The sequence below is a fragment of the Mesorhizobium sp. B1-1-7 genome, assembly GCF_006442705.1.
Lineage (GTDB): Bacteria > Pseudomonadota > Alphaproteobacteria > Rhizobiales > Rhizobiaceae > Mesorhizobium > Mesorhizobium opportunistum.
The window spans coordinates 72504-91732 of record NZ_VFWQ01000017.1 but is presented as its reverse complement, the minus strand read 5'-3'; the positions used below and the strand labels follow the sequence as shown (position 1 = coordinate 91732).

Below are 19229 nucleotides of genomic sequence, written 5' to 3'. Positions count from 1 at the left end.
GACGTCGCAACTCTCCTCTCGCCTCGGGGAGAGGAGAGTTGGGCGAAGCGATGGCTGGGTGAGGGGCCGGCTCGGAGGAGAGTAGTTGAGCGCATTGCTGGGCAATCCGATGGTCACCACGGCGGCGCTGCCGCTTGTGCTAGGCATGGTGATGGCGCTGTTGGCAAGGGGCGCACTGCCGGCGCCGGTGCTTTCGCTGCTATGGGCCGGCTTGCTGCTGTTCTTCTACTGGAACACGCTTGGCCCACCTGTGGTGCCGCCGGTCGCGGCTAGCCAGAAGCTGATCTATCTCGCCTTTGCCGGCATCGTCATCGGCCTGTTGCCCGAACGCCTGCTGAGTGCCCCCATGACGAGCGTGCTCATCGTCATCGTCCTTGCGGCCGCCCTGCTGTGGCTTGGCTGGCGCCGCATTGCCGGCGGTTCGCTCGATCCGCAAATGGTCGCCGCCCTCGTCGCCGGCCTGCTGGCCATCGTCGGCAGCGCGATGCTGATGTCCTTGAAGGTCTCGCCATCGCCTGCCGTCGAGGAGCCGTTCCTGGTGCCAGCGGCGATGCTCGCTTTGTGCCTGGCCGGCGCCATCATCTCGGTGCTCGGCGCCTCGATCGTCACCGGGCAATTGCTGGGATCGCTCGCCGCGCTCGCAGGCGGCTGGTGCCTTGTCCAGTATATCGCGGTGTTGCGGGGCGGCACCGCCGTCGCCTGGAGCAAAGGCAACGGGCTGCTCCTCATCTTCGCCGCCGCCACGGTGCTGATCCAGGTGGCGCTGCTGGCGCCAAAGGCGAACCCGGCGGCGCTCGTGCTTTCGCCCTTACCGCTAATCCTGGCCGCCCTGATGCCCGGCGCGCTGCGGGGTCTTCTTCCTGGCGTCCGGCCCTTGCGGCCGCTGATTGCCGGTCTGCTGATCGCCATACCGGCGATGCTGGCCATCCTGACGGCGGTCCTGTGGGCGCCGCATGGAGCCGCCCTCGGCTTTTCCTGAGCCGGATTCAAAGAACGACAACCAACAATGGGGAGAGATACGTGACGATAGGAAAACTGACGGCCATGGCCTTTGCCTGCTGCGCATTCGCGTCTGCAGCACGTGCCGACACTTATGAGATCGACGGCCAGCACGCCTGGGTCACCTTCACCATCAAACACGGCATCTATGGCATCGCGCATGGACAGTTCGATGCCGTAAAGGGCGCCATCGTCATGGACAAGGCCGATCCGTCCAAAAGCAGCGTCAAGGCCGAGATCGATGTCGGCTCGGTGCACACCGCCTATGATCAGCGCGACAGCGATCTGAAAGGCCCCGACTTCTTCAACGCCGCCGAATTCCCGGCGATCTCCTTCGAAAGCACCAAGGTCGAGAAGGTCGGCGACAAGACCGGCAAGGTATCAGGCAATCTCAACATCAGCGGTGTCTCCAAGGAGATCACGCTCGACGTGACGCTGGTCAACGAGGCGCCGGCGCCGTGGGACGCGACGCTGACCAAGGCCGCGTTCACCGCCACCGGAAAAGTCAGCACCGCCGACTTCCCGATGGCCAAGGCAGCCGCCGGTTTCGGTCTCGGTCCCGATGTCGACATCGTCATCGACATCGAGGCGGTCAAGAAGTAGCTGGCGAACGGGCGCCGTGCGGCTCGCAACAGGCCGCGCGATGCTTTGCCAGCAGACGAAGTGCGCGCTCAGTCAAAACAAAGTTCCCGCTCGGACAAGACGCGAAATGGCGGATGCCGCACTATCCCTGGCGAAGATCGGCGCACAGCCGGCACAGCATCAATCGGGATGGAACAATGCGATTTTCGGGAAAGACGGCTTTCATTACCGGCGGCGGCACCGGCATCGGCGCGGCGGTTGCCAGGCGCATGGCGGCCGACGGCGCGAAGGTGGTGCTGATGGGCCGGCGGCGCGAGCCGCTGGAGGCCGTCACCAGGGATATTGGCGGGCTGGTGGTGCAGGGCGACGCCGCCGATCCGAAAGCGGTGCGCGCGGCACTGGCCGAAGTACATGACAAGATTGGGTCCGTAGACATCCTCGTCGCCAATGCCGGCGGCCATGGTGTCGGGCCGACGATCTCGATGAGTGACGAAACCTGGAGCCTGGCGACACGCACCAATCTCGACACTGCCTTCGTTTGCGCCCGCGAATGCCTGCCCGACCTGATCGAGCGCCGAGGCAACATCGTCGTCGTCGCCTCTATCGCCGGCCTGTTCGCCGGGCCGGACGCGGCCGGCTACGTCACCATGAAACATGCCTGTATCGGCTTCGGCAAATCGCTGGCGCGCGACTATGGCCGCAAGGGCGTGCGCACCAACATCATCTGCCCGGGCTGGGTGTCGACCGACATGGCCGACGAGCAGATGGAGATGATCGTCGAAAAGCACGGGCTTGGCTCGATCGAAGAGGCCTACAGGCTGGTGACCAAGGACGTGCCGCTCGGCCGGCCGGCAACGCCGCAGGAAGTGTCCAACGTCATCTGCTTCGTTGCCTCCGACGAGGCGGCGATGATGAACGGTTCGATCCTGACGGTCGATGGCGGCGCCACCGTCGTCGACCTACCCACGTTAGCTTTTGTCGATTGATGTGGAGAGCACCATGAACGACCAGAACAGGCCGGCCGACTGGAAGCATTTCGACGATTTCGCCGCGGGCATCGCCACCAACCGTCTGCCGACGACATCAGCGTTGCGCGGTCAGACCTTCAAGATCACGCTCGACACCGGCCGCACCATCGACCTGGCCTTCACGTCAGCCGACACGGTGGCCTGGAGCGAGGGCACGGAAGCTGGCGCGGACTGGTACGAGGCGCTCGAAGTCGCCTCCAGCGTGTTCTTCATCAACATGAGTTTCGCCGCCCGGCCGACGGAGGACGAGGCGCTCATCGTCAACACCAGTACGCGCCGCGTGCTGTCGGTGCGCGAACGGGTGCGTGAAGCAGGCGAGGCGCCCGGCGAGCCACGCGTGGCGCAGACCTGGTCGGCCGGTGTGTTCGGCGATCCCAGCGTGGCGCCGACCGGCATCGTGCCGGCACCGACCCGTGACCTGATCGGGCTCACCGCGCATTACACATACAGTCCCAACCACGTCTACGAGCATATTTATCTGAGCGCCGAGCGCTATGCCTGGCAGAACCTCGTCGGCGTGCAGCGCGGCCATGGCGACGTGGATCTCGCAACGACCTGGAAATTCGCCGAGAACCAGTATGTGTTCGGCTTCCGCGAGTTCATCATCCCGGTCGCGTCGCTGTTCTTCTACAATTGGGACACGATGCGCTCGACCGGCAAATTCCTTGGCGTGACCAGCCAGGGCAAGGTCGAGAACAAGCCGGCCGGCGCTCACATCGAGAAGAAATCCAGAACCGTCTACGACGAAGGCAAGGCGCCGGTCTGACCGCGCGGGAGAACGCCATGAACAAGAACTATGAAGCGATCAAGGCGCATTACGCCGGCTCCGACGCCATGGATCTGGCCGCGATGATGGCGCCGATCACCAGCCGCACCGCCTGGACCGAAATGGCTGGCTTTCCCTATGCCGGCACCTATGTCGGCCCCGACGCCATCATAGCGGGCGTCTTCAAGCGCATCGGCGAGGAGTGGGACGGCTACAATCTGAAGCTCGAAAAGCTGGTCGACGGCGGCACCACCATCGTCGGCATCGGTACCTATTCGGGTGTCTACAAAAAGACCGGCAAGCCGATGTCGGCGCGCGTCGTCCATGTCTGGGAGATGGAGGACGGCAAAGTGCTGAGTTTCGAGCAGTTCACCGACACCAGGCTGGTCGCGGCAGCGACAGCCTGAGACATGCGGCCGGGCGCGCTGACGCGCCCGCCCGATGAAAACCTGGGAGGATGAAATGGGAAACAGTCTGAAGGCAATGCTGGCGGGGAAGAGAATGCTGGCGGGCCTGGCCCTGTCGGCCGTGTTCGCGGCCGGCGGCACCAGTATGGCGAATGCCGGCGATACCGAGATCGTCATCGGTGCGCCGATCTCCCTGACCGGGCCGCTGGCTGGCGACGGCAAGGAGCAGAAGTGGGCCTACGAGCAGGCGGTGGCCGACATCAACAAGGCCGGCGGCATCATGGTCAAGTCGGCCGGCAAGAAACTGCCGGTGCGGCTCGTCATCGCCGACGACGAAAGCTCGGAAGGCAAGGTCGCATCGGCGCTGGAGAACCTCATCAAGGTGCAGAAGGTCGACGCGCTGCTCTCGACCCATTCCGGGCCGATGAACATCGCCGGTGCCATCGTCGCGGAAAAATACAAGAAGTTCTACATGATCACGACGGCCTTCCCGTTCGAATGGCAGCCGTTGAAGCTCAAATATTCGGCGCTGTTCTTCTTCCACCCGGGTCCGGGCGCCGAAGTGCCGTTCGAGATCTGGAACAAGCTGCCAGCCAATGAGAAGCCGAAGAACCCGGCGTTGGTCACCGAGGATTCGCCCGACGGCAAGGGCTTTGGCGGCGCCTTCGAGGCGGCGGCCAAGAAGTATGGCTACACTTTCGCGGTCGACGATCCCTGGGCGATCGGCGCCACCGACTATTCGGCGCTGATCACCAAGCTCAAGGCGGCAGACGTCGACGCCATGCTGGTGTTCGGTTCGCCGGCCGACACGGTGACGCTGCTGCGCCAGATGAAGGAGCTCGGCTTCTCCGTGCCTTATCTGCATGGCTGGAAGGGCACCTGGACGGGCGAGTTCCACGAAGCGCTCGGGCCGGATTCCGATTACATCCTGACCGACGGCTTCTGGTCGGCGAGCTACCCTTACAAGGGCGCCAAGGAGCTCGGCGACCGCTACGAGGCCGAGTTCAAGAAAGACTCCGTCACCGTCGGCGCCTTCTATGCCAACGCGCAGGTGCTGGCGCAGGCGATCGAGAAGGCGGGTTCCACCGACGCCGACGCGCTGCATGAGGCGATCTTCAACCAGGAATTCAAGGACACGGTGGTCGGCGATCTCAAATTCGACCAGACCGGCTTTGCCCTGATCCCCAGCGTCGCCACGCAATGGTGGCAAGGCAAGCACCAGCTGATCTACCCGGACGGCAACTGGACCTACAAGCCGGCACCGGCCTGGGACAAGCGCTGAGCAATCGGTGCGGCGGAATGGGGCGGGCGCCGCTTCTGTGTCCGCCCCAGCATCCTTGACGACAGACTGGAGAACGGAAACACGATGCAATCCGACGAAACCTTGCTTCGCCTCGAGGCGGTACAGAAGCGGTTCGGCGGGCTCGTCGTGCTCAACAACATCGACATCGCCGTCGGCGCCAACGAGCTGATCGGGCTGATCGGTCCCAATGGCGCCGGCAAGTCGACGCTGTTCAACCTCATCACCGCGCTCTACACCCCGACACAAGGGCGTATCCGGTTTCGTGGGCGCGACATCACCGGCACGGCACCGCATCGCATCTGCCGGCTCGGCATCGCGCGCACCTTCCAGCTGGTGCGCACCTTCCTGACCATGACGGCGTTCGAGAACATCATGGTCGGCGCGGTCTATGGCGGTGGCGGGCGCGTCAGGCACGCCACTGCCGCGGCCGAGGAAGCGCTGGAACTGGTCGGCCTGACCGCGAAACGCGATGTCCGCACCGCGCATATGACATTGTCCGACCGGCGGCTGCTGGAGATCGCGCGGGCAGTCGCGTCCAGCCCGGCGCTGCTCTTGCTGGACGAGCCGATGGCAGGGCTGAACCCGACCGAGATCCAGCGCATGGTCGATGTCATCCGCCGCGTGCGCAACGAGCGTGGCGTGTCGATCCTATGGGTAGAGCACAAGGTGGACGCCATCATGAAAGTGTGCAGCCGGGTGATCGTGCTCGACCATGGCGAGAAGATCGCCGACGGCACGCCACGCGAGATCGTCGCCAACCGCAAAGTGATAGAGGCCTATCTTGGCGAACCGGCTGCTTGAAGTGAACAATCTGGAAGTCGCCTATGGCGATGTCGGCGCGCTGTGGGGCGTGTCGATCCATGTCGACCCCGGCACGATCGTCGCCATTGTCGGGGCCAATGGCGCCGGCAAGACGACGCTGCTGAAGACCATCTCCGGCCTGCTCAAGCCGAAGCGCGGCGAGATCTTCCTCGCCGGCGCGCCGCTGGCCGGCAAGGCGCCGGAGGAGATCGCCGGCATGGGCATTGCGCATGTGCCGGAAGGGCGCGGCCTGTTCCGGCAGATGACGGTGCTGGAGAACCTCGAACTCGGTTCCTTCCAGCCCAAGGTGCGGAAGCGCTTCAAGCAATCTTTGGAAAAGGCCTACGCGCTGTTTCCACGACTGAAGGAGCGGGCAGGGCAGAAGGCCGGTTCGCTTTCGGGCGGCGAGCAGCAGATGCTGGCGATCGCTCGCGCCACCATGTCGGACCCATCGCTGCTCATCCTCGACGAGCCGTCGCTGGGTCTCAGCCCGATCGTGGTGCAGCAGATGTTTGCGCTGATCGGGACCTTGCACAGTCAAGGCGTCACCATCCTGCTCGTCGAGCAGAACATCCACCAGGCGCTGAAGGTGGCCGACTATGCCTTCGTGCTGAAGACCGGCGAGCTCGCCATGCAAGGCACGGGCGCCGAACTGCTTGCCGATCCCGAAATCCAGAAGGCCTATATGGGCGTGTTGGAGTAGTGATGACGTTCAACATTCCGCCTCCCGACATCCTGCTGCAACTGTCGCTCAACGGCGCGCTGGGCGGCGCCATGTATGGCGTCGCCGCCGTTGGCTTGAGCCTCATCTTCGGCACCATGCGGCTGATTTTCCTGGCGCAGGGCGCGATGATCATCCTGGCCGCCTATTTCGTGCGGGCGCTGTTCTACGGGCTGGGCATCGACCCGTTCCTGTCGCTGCTGATCGTCATTCCGGTCGGGCTCGTCGTCGGCTGGCTGATCTACCAGGGCCTGTTCCGCAAGGCAGCCGCAGCGGAGGACCGCAACATCTCGCTGCTGATCGCCGTCGGCCTGATGTTCCTGATCCAGAACCTGATGACGGTGGTGTGGGGCGGCAATACCGCAGCGATCGTCACCTCCTACACGGCGAGCGGCATCGAGATATTGGGCGTGCGCACCTCCTTCACCCGCTCCATGGGCTTCCTGATCGCACTCGCCGGCACCGGGCTGGTGGTGCTGTTCCTGCGCAAGACGCTGGTCGGCAAGGCGGTGCGCGCGGCATCCGAGGACATGGAAGCGGCGACGCTGATGGGCATCAGCCCGCATCGTGTCAACGCGATCGCCTTTGCCATCGGCATCGCGCTGGCGGGAGCGGCCGGCGTCGCGGTCGCGACCACATTTCCATTCAACCCGTTCGCCGGTTTCATCTTCAGCCTGAAGGCGTTGGTGGCGCTGGCGCTGGGCGGCATCGGCAATGTCGCGGGTGCGCTTGCCGGCGGCATCCTGCTCGGCCTGATCGAGGCCTATGTGCAGTATTTCATCTCGGGCGGCTGGACCAACGCGATTGCCTACGGCGTGTTCTTGGCGGTGCTGATGTTCAAACCGGAAGGCCTGTTCAGCCGGCCCTACAAGAAGGCTTGAGCACCATGCTGAAGCAAATCTGGAACAACCAAGCCAAGGCGGGAATTGCCATTGCCGTCGTCGTGGCACTCGCCCTGGTGCCGCTGCTGCCCGGCGCGATCGACAGTTACGCCTTCTCGTTCCTGTTCTTCGTCTTCATCTACGCCATAATGGCGCAGGGCTGGAACATGGTTGCCGGCTTCGGCGGCCAGATCAGCCTGGGCAACCATGCCTTCTTCGGGCTCGGCGCCTACACCACCGCCATCCTGTGGAGCGGCAACTATCTCTGGGGCTCGCTCTATGACGCCTATCCGCGCATCTACTATTTCGACCCGGTGACGATGGTGCTGGGCGGACTGGTGGCGGCTGTTGCCGCCATCATCATCGGCCTGCCGCTTTTGTCCAAGCTGCGCGGCGACTATTTCGCGCTGGGCACGCTCGGCTTCGGCGAGATCGTCAAGGTGATGTTCATCAATGGCGGCGACTTCACCGGCGGCGCCTTCGGCGTGGTGGCGCCCGCCAGCACCTTCGACACGCTCTTGCCGCACTATCTGGTCGGGCTCGGCCTGATGGTCGGCACGGCACTTGCCATCCGCTTCTTGATGCGCTCGCGCTACGGGCTGGCGCTGATCGCCGTGCGCGACGACGAGATGGCAGCGTCGGCCAACGGCATCGACACGCTCAGGGTCAAGGTCGCCGCCTTCGCCGGCAGCGCCTTCATCGCCGGCATCGCGGGCAGCCTCTACACCTACTACATCTTCCATGTCGGCCCGGACTCAGTGTTCGCCCTCGACTGGATGCTGCTTCCGCTGATGATGACCGTAGTCGGCGGCACCGGCACGCTGCTCGGCCCGATCCTCGGTGCTTTCGTGATGTACGGGGTGTTCGACCTCGCGCGGATCGTGGTGCCGGACTACCACCCGGTGATCTCGGGCCTGACGATCATCCTGGCGATGCTGTTCCTGCCGAAGGGGCTGATGCGAAGTTTTGCGGGGAGGGTGGCGTGACGCGGTTCAGATTTGCAACGACCCTCAAGAAAACCGAGCCGGCCGAAAGTTTGCAAGGAGCGGGTGCTCTCTTCCGGTGGCGATCTCGCCGGCAAGCAGCTCGCCGGCGATCAGGCCAAGCGTTGCGCCGCTGTGGCTGAAGGCTACGTAATATCCCTTGATGTCCTTGAATTGGCCGAATACCGGATCGCCGTCCGCGGGGATCGGCTTGGGGCCGACGCCATAGCTTTCCAGCTCCAGCTTCGGATGGCCCTCGAGAACTTTCGAGGCTTCGTCGAGAAGCCCCTGAAGGGTCGAATCCTTCACGCCATAAGTACCGTCCGAATTGACGACCACTTCTTCTTCCGACCAGGCGGAATCGAGCGCAAGGGCTCCGCCCGGCGTCGGGCGGATGGCGACACGCGGCGTGTTGAGCACGGCCCGAAGGGGCAAGTGCAGCGGCTTGGTCCTGACCAGCAGCGCGATCGGCGTCCCGTCGGCAATATATTGGCCGGAGTCCGCGACCATTCGCGGCACAGCACCGCCGGTCGCCAACAGCACCGCGTCGGCGGCGAAGCTGATGCCGCTTGTCGTGGTGACGCCGGTGGCGCGGCCGTCGACGACCGTGACCGCCGCGCTTCCGGCATCGGTGACCAGTTGCCCGCCGCGCTCCGTGAATTCCCCAATCAGTAGCTCGATCAGCGACGGCAGGTCGACCCAACCTTCGCCCGGATTGAAGATCGCGCCCTGGGGCGTGACAGCATCTGCAGCGATACCCGGGGTGACCGACGCTATGGCGCCCGCGGACAGATGCTGCGCGTCATAGCCAAGAATTTTCTCATGAGCGAAGACATCCGCGATCTCGTTTGAGGCGCTGTCCGCATCCCATGTCAGGCCGCCGTCGAAACGCAGCCAGGCAGCATCCGGATATCTCGCCGACAGCGTCCGATAGCGATCGATACCGATCATGCGCAGGCGATGGTATTCAGCCGACCGCTTGCGGGCGGAATTGAGCCAGGCGAGCGAGCGGCCTGAAGCTCCCTTGGCAAGTGGCCCGTCATTGACCAGGACGGTTTCGATGCCGAGCCGTGCAAGATGAACGGCCGAAGAGACGCCGAAGATACCGCCCCCGACAACAACGACCTTTGCGACCGAATGTGATGTAGCCATGGGATGTTCTTTCGCTGTGTGGAGGTGGATTGGTCCATGCGGTGGTGCGATCAAAGCACTTCGGCAAGGAAGTGCTTCAGACGCGCGCTTTTCGGAGTGTCGAAGATCGCGGCAGGCGTCCCGGCCTCGATGACGCGGCCTTCATCCATGAAGACGACCTGATCGGCGACCTTGCGGGCAAAGCCCATTTCATGGGTCACGACGACCATCGTCATGCCGCGGCGGCCTAGGTCCGCCATCAGGTTGAGGACGCCCTTCACCAGTTCGGGATCGAGAGCGCTCGTTACCTCGTCGAACAGGATGACCTCCGGGTCCATGGCAAGCGCACGGGCGATTGCCACACGCTGCTGCTGGCCGCCGGAAAGGCTCCCGGGACGATGGTGTTTGCGGGCGGCAAGGCCAACATCGGCCAGGCGCGCCTCGGCGATGCGCTCGGCCTCCGGCACTGGAATGCCCTTGACCTTGGTCAGGGACAGCATGACGTTTTCCAGGGCTGTGTGGTCGGGAAACAGGTTGAATTGCTGGAACACCATGCCGACACGCCGGCGCAATTTTTCGGGCTTCATCGCCAGGATGCTCGCGCCGTCGAGCAGCACGTCGCCGCCCTTGGGCTCGACCAGGCGGTTGAGGCAGCGCAGCAGGGTCGACTTGCCTGAACCCGACGGACCAATGACGCATGTGACCGTGCCCGGCTTGACCGTCAGGCTGACCCCCTTGAGGACATCGAGATCGCCATAGGCCATGTCGAGATCGGTGATGGCGAGACTGCCGCCCTTGAACCGGGGAAGCGCCGAGCTGCCGCCGGGGCTGGTCTGCGAAGATGGACCGCCGATCGCGCTTTCCAGTTCGCTCACCTCGGCGAGGCCGCTGGTGACGAGGCCTGCCTTTTGCTTTCCGACCCGCAGCGAGTTGTCGATGTAGTTGACAACGTGGGTCAACGGCACGGTGATGACGAGATAGAACACGCCAGCCAGGAGCAATGGCGACAGGTTTCCCGTGACCACCGCCTGGTCCTGGCCGACACGAAAAATCTCGCGCTCCGACGCGAGCAGGCCGAGGAAGTAGACCAGGCTCGAATCCTTGACGTTGCCGATGAACTGGTTGACCAGAGCCGGCAGGACGCGGCGGATGCCTTGCGGGACCACGATCAGCCGCATGCCCTGTCCGTAGCTCATGCTGAGCGCCCTGCAGGCTTCCATCTGTCCGCGCTCGACGCTCTGGATGCCGGAGCGGAAGATTTCGCCGATGTAGGCGCCGGCAATCAGGCTGAGGGCGAGAATGCCGAGCGGATAGGGCGAAGGCCCGAAGATTTCACGGCCGATGCGGGCGAAGCCCTGGCCGATCAGCAGAATCGTGACGATCGCCGGAAGGCCCCGGAAAACGTCGGTATAGATCCGGGCCGGAATGCGCAGCCAGCGTGATTGCGAGATGCCCATGACAGCAAGGATCATGCCGAGGACAACACCGATCACCGTGGATGCAGCGGCGAGGATCAAGGTGTTCTTCAGCCCGATGGTGATCATGCTTGGCAGCACGTCCGCCATGGCTTGCCAGTCGAGGAAACTGCGCCGCAGGTTTTCAAGCCAATTCATTCGGCCCCTTTCCATTGCTCCGTTCGCGCAGCCAAAAGCTGGGCGAAAGCGTGTCCGCAGCCGCCGGCCATCACGACCGGCGGCCGCGTGCGCGGTTACTTCTGGGGGAGGTACTGGTCAGGCATCGGGGAACCGGGGAACCACTTCTCGTAGAGCGTCTTCCAGGTGCCGTCCTGCATCGCCGCATGCAGGGCGGTGTTCAATGCCTCGCGAAACTTGTCGTTGCCCTTGCGCAGGACGAAGCCCGCGGGTGCGTCGAAGGAGGGGATGTTCACCGCGATCTTCAAGTCCGGATAGCGAACCGCATAGTCCTTGGCTGCCTCGTAATCGAGGAAATGAGCGTCCACCGTGCCATTGTTGAGCGCCGAGACGGCCGAATTGTTGTCAGGAAATTTGACGAGATCCGTTCCGACAAAATTCTTCGCTGCGTAGATTTCCTGCAGCGTACCCTGGACGACGCCAAGACGCTTGCCCTTGAGCCCGTCCGCCGACTTCATGGCCTTGTCGGCGGTAAGCACCGAGAGATAGCCTGCGAGATAGCCATCCGAAAAGTCGACAGTCTTCTTGCGCGCATCCGTCGTGCCGATCGCGGCGACCGCGACATCGAAGCGCCCGTTGGCAACCGAGGGCATAAGCGCCGAGAATTCCTGACCGGTGAAGATCACCTGGTCGGGTTTGAATCCCAGGCGGCCGGCGACGTTGCGAAACAATTCAAGGTCGAACCCGGTGAATGTGCCATCCGCCTGGGTGAAAGCGTATGGCTTGGCGTCTCCCATGGTGCCGACGCTGATGACCTTCGCATCGATGAGGCCATAGGGATTGTCATCCGCCGCGGCAGCCCGCGAAGCCAGACCCGCTCCGACGCATAGAACCATAAGTGCCATTGCGCCGGTCTTTACCGGCGACATCAACGACTTGAGAATTCCCATCCTGCTCATGTCTTCTCTCCACTCTGAAGGGTTGTTTTTCTTGGCACGTTCTTCTTGGCGTTTGCGTCGAGCCGGTAATTTCAGGCCTCACATCGTTGGTCGCCGCGGAAGCGGCTCGCACGGTGGCCGTCATCATGCCTCCTGGCTCGCGCATCTCTAAAAGAGACCGGTCTCTTATTGCGTGAGACCGGTCTCTTTGATAATGGTTATCGCCAGATTGACCTTCCGTCAACAACTCTTGTAGTCGTTCGTCCGATGAAAAGAACCGCGCCCAAAACCCGCTCGATAACAGTCAGCGACGTCGCCCGCGCGGCGGACGTGTCGAAGGCGACAGCCGCGCGCGTGCTCGGCGGATACGGTATTGTCAGCGATACGATCCGCGCGGACGTGATGGCTGCGGCCAAGGCACTGGATTATCGTCCGAACGAATTGGCCCGCAGCATGACGACCGGCCGGTCCGGCATCATCGGGGTGGTTGTCGGCGACATCGAGAACCCGTTCTTCAGCCTGGCGGTGCGCGGCATCAGCGATGCGGCAAGGGCGGCCGGGTTCAACGTGATCCTGGCCAACTCCGGCGAGAGGATCGAAGTCGAAAAGGCGGCCGTACGGCTTTTGATCGGCAAGCGTGTCGACGGGCTGATCGTCACGCCGTCGGAATCGCGCGACATATCACACCTGCGCGACATCCATCGTTCTGGCCGGCCGCTTGCGCTGCTTGACAGGGCGCTGCCCGATCTGGATGTCGATACCGTCACCGTCGATGATCGCGGCATAGCCATGCGGGCAACCAGCATCCTTGCGGATGCCGGCCACCGCAACATCGCCTATGTGACGGCGGTCGACGCCGAAGGGCAGGAATACCGCAATCTCGGGCAAATCTACACCTCGTCGGTCCGCGAGCGTATCGACGGTTTCCTCATCGTGTGCCGAGAGGCCGGAATGGACCGGCCAGAGCGTCACGTTTGCCTTGGCGCAACAAGCCCTGTCGAAACCCGTAGGATTGCTGACAAGCTGCTGTCCGGACCAGATCGTCCGACGGCGATCCTTGCTTCCGACAGCGTCATAGCGCTGGAGATATTCAAGGTGATCCGCGAGCGCGGGTTGCGGGTTCCGCAGGACATTTCGCTGATCACCTTCCATGATGCGGATTGGACCAGCGTGACAACCCCGCCCATCACCGTCATCGACCAGCCCGTCTACGCGCTTGGCAAGGGGGTCGCGGAATTGCTCATCCGGCGGTTGAAGGGCGACACACAACCGCCCGAAAGGCTCATCCTGCCGACCACGATCATTGAACGCGGATCCGTTGGCCCGCCCTCAAACAGAAGGCCGTAGGCGCCAGTCATTCGTGGTGCCGCGACTGCAGCTCAGCCCAGCAGATTGCGTGCCGTGCGCATGAAAATCCTCGAGCCGATCGGGATCAGGTCGTCGGGAAAATCATAGTCGGGATTGTGCAGGGCAGGGTGCCGCTCGCCGGCGCCGAGGAAGAACATGGCCGACTTGGCGCTGTGGCCGAACAGGCCGAAATCCTCCGAGGCGCGCATCGGCAGGGCTTCTTGTCCGTGCGCCACACCCTCTTCGTCGAGCGCGCGCTGAAGATGCTCCACGGCGTCCGGTGCGTTGACGCTGGCGACGAAGATCTCGTGATAGTCGAAGCGCGCGGAAAGCCGATGCCGGCCGGCGATCTCGGTGACCAGAGCCTCGGCTGCAGCGCACAGATCCGCCATGCGCTCGTCGCGGCGGGTGCGCAGCGTTGCCCAGACCTCTCCATGCGCGGGCGCGATGCCGAACACGGCTTCGCCCATCGCGGCATGGGTGACGGTGACCATCGAGAAATCATCGTCGGCGAAGGTCGCGCGGCCGAGCGCGGGCAAAGCCGGCATCAGCTCGCTGATCGCCAGCATCGGCGAGATGCCGGTCTCGGGCATGGACGAATGCGCGGTCTTGCCCTCCAGCACGATGCGCATGCCGCGCGAGGCGCAGTTGACCACGCCGGGCTTGAGCCGCACCTCGCCGAACGGCACGCCGGGCAGATTGTGCAGCGAAAACGCAAAATCCGGCGCGATCTCGCCGAAACGGGGATCGGCGACGACGCCGGCCGCGCCATTGCCAGTCTCTTCCGCCGGCTGGAACATCAGCACGACGCGGCCGCTGGCGGGCCGCTCGCGCCCGAACTGGCGGCCGAGCGAGGCGAGGATTGCCGTGTGCCCGTCATGGCCGCACATATGCGACTTGCCCGGCACGCGTGAGGAATGCGGCACGCCCGACAGCTCCTCGATCGGCAGCGCGTCGAGTTCCGAACGAAACAGGACGGTCGGTCCGTTTTTGCCGCTGTCGTAGATGGCCGCGACGCCGTGGCCGCCCAATCCGGTCAACACTTTGTCCGGTCCCGTGTCGGCGAGGAAGGAGACGACCTCTTGTGCCGTCTTCTCTTCCTCGTTCGAGATTTCAGGCTGCTGGTGCAGCTTGCGCCGCCACTCGGTCAGCTCAACGATGTCGCGATTGGTCAAGGTCATGCTTTGCGCTCTGCATCAAAAACCGATGATGAATTGCTAGCGACAAATGACCGTGCCTGCCACAGTCCAAGTGCCGGGCTTCAGCGGGCCAGAGGCGCGGCGACGCGCGCGAGAACGGTGTGCACCCCGTTCGCAACGGCCGACGCCGCTGTGAACGGGGCCTGGGATTTGCCTTACTGGTTGATCTCGGGTTCGACCAGCTTTGCCAGGTTCCTGAGCGATTCCTGCCAGCCGAGATAGCAGGCCTCGACCGGAATGACGTCCGGGATGCCGGCCTGGGTGATGTCGATTTCGGTGCCGACCGACACTTTTTTCAAGATCACCGTCACCTGGATTTCGCCTGGCAAATTGGGATCGTCGAACCTGTCGGTGTAGCGCAGGCGCTCGCCGGGAACGAGTTCGAGATACTCGCCGCCGAAGGAATGGCTGTCGCCGGTTGTGAAGTTGCGGAAGGACATCTTGAACGTGCCGCCGACCTTGGCTTCGAATTGATGGACCGTGCAGGTGAAGCCGTTCGGCGGAAGCCACTTGGCCAGCGCGTCGCCTTCGACGAAGGCGCGATAGACTTTTTCCGGGCTGGTGGTGAGAACGCGGTGCAAACGTACGGTACCGGGCATATCCTATCCTTTCATGATGCCTGTTCGACGCCCCTAGGACGAACGGGGCCTGGCCAGTCCGACACAGGCTGTCAGATTTTTCGGGGCTCGGCTACGGGCCTGTCTGGCCATGGCCCGCGGCGGATCAGGCCGATTTGGGACTCGATTTTATGACGCCTGGCCCAATCGCCGAAAACCAGGAACCGGATAGCCATTATGAGGAGAGTGTTTATAACGGTCGCTGAGATCGAGATACCCAAGGGGAGACGATGCGTTACATACGTCCGCTTTCAATAGAAGATGCCGTTGGCCAGTTGGCCGGATCGGCCGGCACATCGGCCATTCTCGCGGGAGGCAGCGACCTCCTGGTCAGGATGAAGGGCGGTTTTGTCGAACCCGACCTGATCGTCGACATCAAGGCGATCGCGTCCCTGGGCGAGATCAGGGAAACGGCCGAAGGCTTCAGCATCGGCGCCGCCGTGCCCTGCGCGGTGCTCGGCGAAAACAAGGCCCTGAAGAAGGCATGGCCGGGCGTCGTCGAAGCGGCCAAGCTGATCGGCTCGAAGCAGGTGCAGGGGCGCTGCACCATCGTGGGCAATCTCTGCAACGCCTCGCCGGCGGCCGATAGCGTGCCGGCGCTGGTCGCGGCCGGAGCCAAGGCTGTGATCGTCGGTCCCTCGGGCAAGCGCACCATTGCCGTGGAGGCCGTGCCGACCGCGCCGGGCAAGACGTCGCTGGCCAAGGGCGAGATCATCGAGGCAATCCTGCTCGACAGCCAGGCGCCGCGTTCGGGCGATGCCTATCTGCGGTTCATTCCGCGCACGGAGATGGATATCGCCGTGGTCAGCGCCGGGGTGAACCTGACGATCGACGAACACGGCGTCATCAAGGCGGCCCGCGTGGCGCTGGGTGCGGCGGCACCGACCGTGCTGCTGGTCGAGGAGGCCGCCGAGGCGCTTGTCGGCAGGAAGCTCGACGAAGCGGCACTGGAGCGGCTCGCCAAGGTCTGCGCCGGCGCCTGCCGCCCGATCGACGACAAGCGGGGTACAATCGATTTCCGTAGGAAGGTCGCGGGTGTGCTGGCCAGGCGTGCCGCCACTTCGGCCTATACACGTGCAGGAGGCAAATGATGGCCGGCGTAGCAGTCTCAACCACAATCAACGGCGACAGCGTCGAGTATCTTTGCCAACCTGACGAGACGCTGCTCGACGTGCTGCGCGACCGGCTCGGGCTGACCGGCGCCAAGGAAGGCTGTGGCACCGGCGATTGCGGCGCTTGCAGCGTCATCGTCGACGACCGGCTGGTGTGCTCGTGCCTGGTGCTGGGCGCGGAAGCCGAGGGTCGGCGCATCGAGACCGTCGAAGGCATGGCGCATGGCGACAAGCTGCACCCGCTGCAGCAGAAGTTTCTGGAGCACGCGGCGCTGCAATGCGGCATCTGCACGCCGGGATTCCTGATCGCGGCCAAGGATCTTCTGGCCAAGAACCCCGACCCGACCGAAGAGGAAATCCGCTTCGGTCTGGCCGGCAACCTTTGCCGCTGCACCGGCTACGACAAGATCGTACGCGCCGTCCAGGACGCCGCAAACGTGATGAAGGGAGCGCACGCATGAACTTCGATCCGCGGTTTTCCGGGCGTAAATTCGCATCGGTCGGCACGCGCCCGATCCGTCCCGACGGCGTCGACAAGGTGACCGGCCGCGCCCGCTACGGCGCCGACTTCAACATGGCCGGGCAATTGGTCGGGCGTGTCCTCAGAAGCCCGCACGCACATGCCAAAATCCGCAAGATCGACACCTCGAAGGCGGAGAAGCTTGCCGGCGTCAAGGCGGTGATCACCGCCGCCGACCTGCCGGACCTCACCGATGGCGATGCCGCCATGTACGACATCCTCGACAATTGCATGGCGCGCACCAAGGCGCTCTATGACGGCCATGCGGTGGCCGCTGTCGCTGCGGTCGATGCCCGCACGGCCAGGCAAGCGCTGAAGCTGATCGAGATCGACTACGAGGTGCTGCCGCACGTCACCGACGTCGACGAGGCGATGAAGCACATGGCACCCCTGATCAACGACGCCATCTTTACCGAGGGCCTCGAGGAAAAGCCGGTAAAACCCTCCAACGTCACCAAGCGCAGCCAGTTCGGCCATGGCGACGTCCACCAGGGTTTCGGCCACGCCGATTTCATCGTCGAGCGCTCCTTCAAGACCGAGCAGACGCACCAGGGTTATATCGAGCCGCATGCCTGCGTGGCGAGCGTCTCGTCCGACGGCACCGCGGACCTGTGGGTCTGCACGCAGGGCCATTTCGTCTACCGCCAGCATTGCGCGCAACTGCTTGGCATGGAAGCCTCCAAGCTGCGCGTCACCTCGTCCGAGATCGGCGGCGGTTTCGGGGGCAAGACCCATGTCTGGGCCGAGCCGGTGGCACTCGCTCTGTCGCGCAAGGCGGGGCGGCCGGTGAAGCTGGTCATGACCCGCGACGAGGTCTTCCGCGCCTCGGGCCCGACCAGCGCCACCTCGATCGACGTCAAGATCGGCGCCCGCAAGGATGGCACGATCACCGCCGCCGAAGCGACGCTGCGCTATTCCTGCGGCCCCTATGCCGGCTCCTGGGCCGAGATCGGCGCGATGACGGCGTTCGCCTGCTACAAGCTCGAGAACGTCAAGACGGTCGGCTACGAAGTGCTGGTCAACAGGCCGAAGACCGCCGCCTATCGCGCGCCGTCGGCACCGATGGCCGCCTTCGCGGTGGAAAGCGCTGTCGACGAGCTCGCCAAGGAGATCGGCATGGACCCTGTCGACTTCCGCATCAGGAACGCCGCGCAGGAAGGCACGAGATCGTCCTATGGGCCGGTCTACGGCCCGATCGGCATCGGCCCGACGCTGGAAGCGGTGAAGAACCATCCGCACATGAAGGCACCTCTGGCCAAGAACCAGGGCAGGGGCATGGCCTGCGGCTTCTGGTTCAATTTCGGCGGCCAGACCTGCACCGATCTGAACATCGGCATGGACGGGTCGGTGTCGCTTGCCGTCGGCACGGTGGACGTCGGCGGGTCCCGCGCCTCGCTGTCGCTGGTGGCGGCGGAGGAGCTCGGCATCGACTATTCCCAGGTCAAGGCCATCGTCGCCGACACGTCGAGCCTCGGCTACAACGACATGACCGACGGCAGCCGCGGCACCTTCTCGTCGTCGATGGCGACGATCTCGGCCGCCCGCAACGCGATCAAAATCCTGCGCGAGCGCGCCGCGCAGATGTGGGACATCTCCGTCGACGACGTGGTCTGGGAACAGGGCCATGCGGTCGCCAAGGGCGAGAAGCACGGCAATCTCGGTAAGCTGTCGCTGAAGGAGATCGCCGCCCAATCCGGCAAGACCGGCGGGCCGATCGCCGGCCACAGCGAACTCGTCGCCGATGGCGCCGGCGTGTCCTTCGCCACCCATATCTGCGACATCGAGGTCGACCCCGAGACCGGATCGACCAGGGTCATCCGCTACACGGTGGTGCAGGATGCCGGCAAGGCGGTGCACCCGACCTATGTCGAGGGCCAGTACCAAGGCGGCGCCGCGCAAGGCATCGGCTGGGCGCTGAACGAGGAGTATATTTACGGCAAGGACGGCCGGCTGCAGAACGCCGGCTTCCTCGACTACCGCATCCCGGTCTGCTCCGACCTGCCGATGATCGACACGCAGATCCTGGAGATTCCCAACCCCAACCACCCCTATGGCGTGCGCGGCGTCGGCGAAACCTCGATCGTGCCGCCGCTGGCGGCGATCGCCAACGCGGTGTCGAACGCGGCCGGCGTGCGTATGACCCACATCCCGATGTCCCCGCCACGGATTCTCGCGGCGATCGAGGCGGAACGGGAAGGGTAGGGCGAAAGCTAGGGATAAGGTGTGTTGAGATTCAGGTCAGGCCGAGCCGAAAGTGGCGGGTTCCGAGAACCGGAGCGGAGCGTACTTGAAGTACGTGAGC

Annotated in this window: 19 protein-coding genes; 14 read left to right on the top strand and 5 right to left on the bottom strand. The window is 64.1% G+C overall.

Features of this window, described 5'->3' with window-relative positions; all coding sequences use genetic code 11:
* Positions 1–85 precede the first annotated feature (85 nt).
* The 10 genes from FJ978_RS26110 (at position 86) to FJ978_RS26065 (ending at position 8474) form a co-directional block, all read left to right on the top strand.
* Positions 86–979 (top strand): hypothetical protein, encoded by an 894-nt coding sequence (locus FJ978_RS26110; RefSeq protein WP_140575103.1) that lies wholly within the window; start codon positions 86–88, stop codon positions 977–979.
* Between the two features lie 41 nt (positions 980–1020).
* The gene (locus tag FJ978_RS26105; RefSeq protein WP_140575100.1) at positions 1021–1602 is read left to right on the top strand and encodes a YceI family protein; all 582 of its coding nucleotides are present in this window, start codon (positions 1021–1023) and stop codon (positions 1600–1602) included.
* A gap of 176 nt (positions 1603–1778) precedes the next feature.
* The gene (locus FJ978_RS26100; protein WP_140575098.1) at positions 1779–2567 is read left to right on the top strand and encodes an SDR family oxidoreductase; all 789 of its coding nucleotides are present in this window, start codon (positions 1779–1781) and stop codon (positions 2565–2567) included.
* A 13-nt stretch (positions 2568–2580) separates the two neighbouring features.
* Positions 2581–3375 carry a MoaF C-terminal domain-containing protein gene (locus FJ978_RS26095; protein ID WP_140575095.1) on the top strand — a complete coding sequence of 265 codons (795 nt, stop codon included), beginning with the start codon at positions 2581–2583 and terminating at the stop codon, positions 3373–3375.
* Positions 3376–3392: 17 nt separating this feature from the next.
* Positions 3393–3782, top strand: coding sequence for a nuclear transport factor 2 family protein (locus FJ978_RS26090; RefSeq protein ID WP_023778972.1), 390 nt, complete (start codon positions 3393–3395; stop codon positions 3780–3782).
* Between the two features lie 55 nt (positions 3783–3837).
* Entirely contained in the window at positions 3838–5064 is a 1227-nt protein-coding gene (locus FJ978_RS26085; RefSeq protein WP_013894202.1) for an amino acid ABC transporter substrate-binding protein, read from the top strand.
* An 84-nt stretch (positions 5065–5148) separates the two neighbouring features.
* Complete coding sequence (locus tag FJ978_RS26080; protein WP_013894203.1) at positions 5149–5886, top strand: ABC transporter ATP-binding protein; 738 nt, start codon at positions 5149–5151, stop codon at positions 5884–5886.
* Positions 5879–6589: an ABC transporter ATP-binding protein gene (locus FJ978_RS26075; RefSeq protein WP_181176840.1), complete on the top strand. Its 711-nt coding sequence runs from the start codon at positions 5879–5881 to the stop codon at positions 6587–6589. The genes FJ978_RS26080 and FJ978_RS26075 overlap by 8 nt, the downstream gene beginning before the upstream one ends.
* Positions 6590–6591: 2 nt before the next feature.
* Complete coding sequence (locus FJ978_RS26070) at positions 6592–7488, top strand: branched-chain amino acid ABC transporter permease (protein WP_140575090.1); 897 nt, start codon at positions 6592–6594, stop codon at positions 7486–7488.
* A gap of 5 nt (positions 7489–7493) precedes the next feature.
* A complete protein-coding gene (locus FJ978_RS26065) occupies positions 7494–8474 on the top strand; it encodes a branched-chain amino acid ABC transporter permease (RefSeq protein WP_140575087.1) in 981 nt (326 codons plus the stop codon).
* A 24-nt stretch (positions 8475–8498) separates the two neighbouring features.
* Here FJ978_RS26065 and FJ978_RS26060 read toward each other — a convergent pair whose 3' ends face one another.
* The 3 genes from FJ978_RS26060 to FJ978_RS26050 all read right to left on the bottom strand — a co-directional run bounded on the left by FJ978_RS26060 (position 8499) and on the right by FJ978_RS26050 (position 12153).
* Positions 8499–9623 carry an FAD-binding oxidoreductase gene (locus FJ978_RS26060; protein WP_140575084.1) on the bottom strand — a complete coding sequence of 375 codons (1125 nt, stop codon included), beginning with the start codon at positions 9621–9623 and terminating at the stop codon, positions 8499–8501.
* Between the two features lie 50 nt (positions 9624–9673).
* On the bottom strand, positions 9674–11215 hold the full coding sequence (locus tag FJ978_RS33420; protein ID WP_140575081.1) for an amino acid ABC transporter permease/ATP-binding protein: 1542 nt from the start codon (positions 11213–11215) through the stop codon (positions 9674–9676).
* Positions 11216–11310: 95 nt separating this feature from the next.
* On the bottom strand, positions 11311–12153 hold the full coding sequence (locus FJ978_RS26050; protein WP_140575079.1) for an ABC transporter substrate-binding protein: 843 nt from the start codon (positions 12151–12153) through the stop codon (positions 11311–11313).
* Positions 12154–12399: 246 nt separating this feature from the next.
* Here FJ978_RS26050 and FJ978_RS26045 point away from each other — a divergent pair, with 246 nt between their 5' ends.
* Complete coding sequence (locus FJ978_RS26045) at positions 12400–13479, top strand: LacI family DNA-binding transcriptional regulator (protein WP_140575076.1); 1080 nt, start codon at positions 12400–12402, stop codon at positions 13477–13479.
* Between the two features lie 32 nt (positions 13480–13511).
* Here the strand turns inward: FJ978_RS26045 and FJ978_RS26040 are convergent, their stop codons facing one another.
* Together FJ978_RS26040 and FJ978_RS26035 are read right to left on the bottom strand one after the other, a co-directional pair.
* Positions 13512–14660, bottom strand: coding sequence for an amidohydrolase (locus FJ978_RS26040; protein WP_140575073.1), 1149 nt, complete (start codon positions 14658–14660; stop codon positions 13512–13514).
* Between the two features lie 173 nt (positions 14661–14833).
* Positions 14834–15277, bottom strand: coding sequence for an SRPBCC family protein (locus tag FJ978_RS26035; protein ID WP_023778963.1), 444 nt, complete (start codon positions 15275–15277; stop codon positions 14834–14836).
* Positions 15278–15525: 248 nt separating this feature from the next.
* On the opposite strand from FJ978_RS26035, the gene FJ978_RS26030 reads away from it, so the two are divergent.
* The 3 genes from FJ978_RS26030 to FJ978_RS26020 are packed head-to-tail and all read left to right on the top strand — an operon-like array spanning position 15526 to position 19129.
* On the top strand, positions 15526–16386 hold the full coding sequence (locus FJ978_RS26030; protein ID WP_140575070.1) for a xanthine dehydrogenase family protein subunit M: 861 nt from the start codon (positions 15526–15528) through the stop codon (positions 16384–16386).
* Complete coding sequence (locus tag FJ978_RS26025; protein ID WP_013894213.1) at positions 16386–16868, top strand: (2Fe-2S)-binding protein; 483 nt, start codon at positions 16386–16388, stop codon at positions 16866–16868. Before FJ978_RS26030 ends, FJ978_RS26025 begins: the two co-directional genes overlap by 1 nt.
* On the top strand, positions 16865–19129 hold the full coding sequence (locus tag FJ978_RS26020) for a xanthine dehydrogenase family protein molybdopterin-binding subunit (protein ID WP_140575067.1): 2265 nt from the start codon (positions 16865–16867) through the stop codon (positions 19127–19129). Before FJ978_RS26025 ends, FJ978_RS26020 begins: the two co-directional genes overlap by 4 nt.
* The last annotated feature ends 100 nt before the right edge of the window (positions 19130–19229 follow it).

Bases quoted from the DNA above. Each gene is read 5' to 3' on its own strand.
- FJ978_RS26100 (WP_140575098.1), top strand. From the start codon at position 1,779: ATGCGATTTTCGGGAAAGACGGCTTTCATTACCGGCGGCGGCACCGGC.
- FJ978_RS26085 (WP_013894202.1), top strand. From the start codon at position 3,838: ATGGGAAACAGTCTGAAGGCAATGCTGGCGGGGAAGAGAATGCTGGCG.
- FJ978_RS33420 (WP_140575081.1), bottom strand. From the start codon at position 11,215: ATGAATTGGCTTGAAAACCTGCGGCGCAGTTTCCTCGACTGGCAAGCC.
- FJ978_RS26060 (WP_140575084.1), bottom strand. From the start codon at position 9,623: ATGGCTACATCACATTCGGTCGCAAAGGTCGTTGTTGTCGGGGGCGGT.
- FJ978_RS26020 (WP_140575067.1), top strand. From the start codon at position 16,865: ATGAACTTCGATCCGCGGTTTTCCGGGCGTAAATTCGCATCGGTCGGC.
- FJ978_RS26070 (WP_140575090.1), top strand. From the start codon at position 6,592: ATGACGTTCAACATTCCGCCTCCCGACATCCTGCTGCAACTGTCGCTC.
- FJ978_RS26040 (WP_140575073.1), bottom strand. From the start codon at position 14,660: ATGACCTTGACCAATCGCGACATCGTTGAGCTGACCGAGTGGCGGCGC.
- FJ978_RS26025 (WP_013894213.1), top strand. From the start codon at position 16,386: ATGGCCGGCGTAGCAGTCTCAACCACAATCAACGGCGACAGCGTCGAG.
- FJ978_RS26095 (WP_140575095.1), top strand. From the start codon at position 2,581: ATGAACGACCAGAACAGGCCGGCCGACTGGAAGCATTTCGACGATTTC.
- FJ978_RS26065 (WP_140575087.1), top strand. From the start codon at position 7,494: ATGCTGAAGCAAATCTGGAACAACCAAGCCAAGGCGGGAATTGCCATT.
- FJ978_RS26030 (WP_140575070.1), top strand. From the start codon at position 15,526: ATGCGTTACATACGTCCGCTTTCAATAGAAGATGCCGTTGGCCAGTTG.
- FJ978_RS26080 (WP_013894203.1), top strand. From the start codon at position 5,149: ATGCAATCCGACGAAACCTTGCTTCGCCTCGAGGCGGTACAGAAGCGG.
- FJ978_RS26045 (WP_140575076.1), top strand. From the start codon at position 12,400: ATGAAAAGAACCGCGCCCAAAACCCGCTCGATAACAGTCAGCGACGTC.
- FJ978_RS26050 (WP_140575079.1), bottom strand. From the start codon at position 12,153: ATGAGCAGGATGGGAATTCTCAAGTCGTTGATGTCGCCGGTAAAGACC.
- FJ978_RS26090 (WP_023778972.1), top strand. From the start codon at position 3,393: ATGAACAAGAACTATGAAGCGATCAAGGCGCATTACGCCGGCTCCGAC.
- FJ978_RS26035 (WP_023778963.1), bottom strand. From the start codon at position 15,277: ATGCCCGGTACCGTACGTTTGCACCGCGTTCTCACCACCAGCCCGGAA.